Annotated in this window: 2 protein-coding genes; one reads left to right on the top strand and one right to left on the bottom strand. The window is 74.0% G+C overall.

What is annotated here, in order from left to right:
- The coding region (locus tag GWI24_RS43515) for a carbohydrate ABC transporter permease (RefSeq protein ID WP_210951535.1) at nt 1–924 on the bottom strand (924 nt) is incomplete at its 3' end.
- A gap of 240 nt (nt 925–1,164) precedes the next feature.
- Here GWI24_RS43515 and GWI24_RS43510 point away from each other — a divergent pair.
- Nucleotides 1,165–2,079 carry a phosphotransferase enzyme family protein gene (locus GWI24_RS43510; protein ID WP_210951534.1) on the top strand — a complete coding sequence of 305 codons (915 nt, stop codon included), beginning with the start codon at nt 1,165–1,167 and terminating at the stop codon, nt 2,077–2,079.
- Nucleotides 2,080–2,262: the final 183 nt, after the last annotated feature.

Here is a 2,262-nt window from a genome sequence, read left to right as displayed (position 1 = left end):
CACGAGATGGACGGCCAGCAGGATGGAGACCACCGCCACCAGCACACAGCCCATCGCCGCCGCATAGCCGAACTGGCCGTAGCGGAACGCCTCTTCATAGGCGAAGAGCATCGGCAGCCGGGTGCGGCCGCCGGGCCCGCCGCCCGTCAGGACGTAGACCAGCGCGAAGGAGTTGACGTTCCAGATGAAGCTGAGCGCGCTGATGGCGAGGGCGATGGGCCTGATGGCGGGCCAGGTGACGGCGCGGAAGCGGCGCCAGGCACCGGCGCCGTCCATGGCCGCGGCCTCGTGCAGTTCGCGCGGCACATTCGAGAGCCCGGCCAGCAGGGTGACCGTGACCTGCGGAAGCCGTGCCCAGATGCCGACCACGACGACGGCGGGCAGGGCGGTGGACAGACTGCCGAGCCAGTCGCGGTGGGTGCCCAGCGTCTCGTTGAGCACCCCCGCGTCGGGGTGGTAGACCAGCCGCCACATGATGCCGACCACGACCTCCGGCATCGCCCAGGGGACGATCGCGAGCGCCCGCGACAGCCAGCGGAACCGCAGGTCCTGGTGGAGCAGCAGCGCGAGGCCGAGCGCGAGCAGGAACTGCGGTACGGAGACGGCCACCGCCCACACCAGGCCGATCCGGAACGACTCCCAGAAGAGGGTGTCGCGCAACAGGTCCTGAAAGTTGAGCAGCCCGATCCACTGGGTGGGCTCGGTGCGGCCCGCCTGGGAGTCGGTGAAGGCGAGCGCGATGCCGTAGAGGAGCGGGCCGACGCTGAGGAGGAGGATCGGGATCAGCGCGGGCAGAACCAGGAACCACGCCCCGTGGGCGGCGCCCTGACGGCGCGTCACGCTGCCGCCCCTGCCGTTGGCTGAGCCCCGGTCCTTGGTGGCGCCCGGGTCCGAGCGCGCCGGGTCGGCGGTCGCGGGTATCACGGCAGGGCCCCCTTCGGACGCGGTGGGAGGGCGGTCCGGGTGGGAGAGCCCACGTCATCGTGCGGAGGGCGGGCGGTGCAGTCAAGCGGTTCCACCTGCGACAGTCGATGCGGCCGTCGGTACGGCGCTACGGACGTCGATGCGGCCGTCGGTACGGCAGGTGGTACGGCAGGTGGCGCACGGCCCGATGCGAGACTTGGCCGTCGGCCAGGAGAAGCAGGCGAGGACAAGGGGCATGCGGTGGCGGAGGTCGCGTTCACGGAGGAGCGGGCGCGGGCGGTGCTCTCGGCCGCGCTGCCGCCCTACCGGGCCGGTACGGCGGAGGCCCGGCTGCTGGCCCTCGGTGAGAACGCCGTCTTCGCCGTCGACAGCCTCTCCCTGGTGGTCCGGATCAGCCGCGACCTGGAGGTGTGGGACCGGGCCGCCCGGGAGCTGAGGATCGCCGACTGGCTGGCCCGGGAGGGGCTGCCCGCGGTCCGCCCCGACCGGCGCTTCGGCCCCGAGCAGCCGCTTCCGTTCGCCAACCATCTCGTCACGTACTGGCAGCGGCTTCCCGACCCGGTACGCCCCGCCGGGGCGCGCGATCTCGCGGAGCTGCTGCGGATGGTGCACGCCCTGCCCGACCCGCCCGGCGACCCGGCGCCGCTTCCGCTGCCGCGCCGCGATCTGCTGGGTGGGGTCGAGCGCTGGCTGCGGCTGGCCGGGGACGCGATCGACCCGGCGGACGCGGCGTATCTGCGCGCCCGCCGGGACGACTTCGCGGCCGTCGTCGAGGAGCTGACCCCGCGCCTCACCCCCGGCCCGATCCACGGCGACGCGCTGCCGCGCAATGTGCACATCGGCCCGGACGGCCCGGTACTGGTGGACCTGGAGACCTTCTCGCACGATCTGCGTGAGCACGATCTGGTGGTGATGGCCCTGTCCCGGGACCGCTATGGGCTCGACGCGGCGGAGTACGACGCGTTCGTGGCGGAGTACGGCTGGGACGTCCGCGAGTGGCCCGGCTGCGCGGTGCTGCGGGGCGCACGCGAGACCGCCAGCTGCGCCTGGGTCTCCCAGCACGCCCCGGGCAACCCGGCGGCCCGCACCGAGTTCGCCCGCCGCATCGCCTCCCTGAGGGAAGGCGACACGGCGGTGCGCTGGCACACGTTCTGAACGAACGGCTCCGCTTCAGGGCCCACCACGCGCCGCGCCGCCTGACCCACCGCGCGGCCGACGCCTGCGGGGTGTCCGGCGCGCGCCGGCTGCCCCACCGCGCGGCCAGCGCCCACGGGGTATCCGGCGGACCACGCGGCGGAGCCGCATATCGATGCCGCGGGAAGGGGCGAAGCCCCGCCC

The organism is Streptomyces sp. MK37H (assembly GCF_018035285.1).
GTDB classification, from domain to species: Bacteria; Actinomycetota; Actinomycetes; order Streptomycetales; family Streptomycetaceae; genus Streptomyces; species Streptomyces endocoffeicus.
Note: the sequence above shows the minus strand (reverse complement) of the source record. Positions and strands in the feature narration are given on the sequence as shown.